The 214-nt window shown below is 55.6% G+C and carries 1 pseudogene; it reads right to left on the bottom strand.

Going from position 1 to position 214, the window contains the following annotated elements:
- A pseudogene (locus tag INF61_RS23010) lies at positions 1 to 214 on the bottom strand (terminase small subunit); the annotation flags it as partial.

Here is a 214-nt window from a genome sequence, read left to right as displayed (position 1 = left end):
TAGTCATAGCCGCGCCTATCATTTGGCTCTTTAGCTTTTTTCGCTACAGACTCAGCGAGCTTGTCTTCGAATTCCTCCATATCGCGCGACTTTTTCTGGTGACCGAAGCCCCAGCAGTAACGACACGCGCCGCGGCGATACTGCGATAGCTGGTTTGCATCGAAGGTGGCAAGCTGCCACATCTGCGCGAGGACTTCATCGGCACCGCCAAGCG

It is taken from the genome of Enterobacter cloacae complex sp. P18RS, assembly GCF_014982105.1.
GTDB lineage: Bacteria > Pseudomonadota > Gammaproteobacteria > Enterobacterales > Enterobacteriaceae > Enterobacter > Enterobacter hormaechei_C.
Note: the sequence above shows the minus strand (reverse complement) of the source record. Positions and strands in the feature narration are given on the sequence as shown.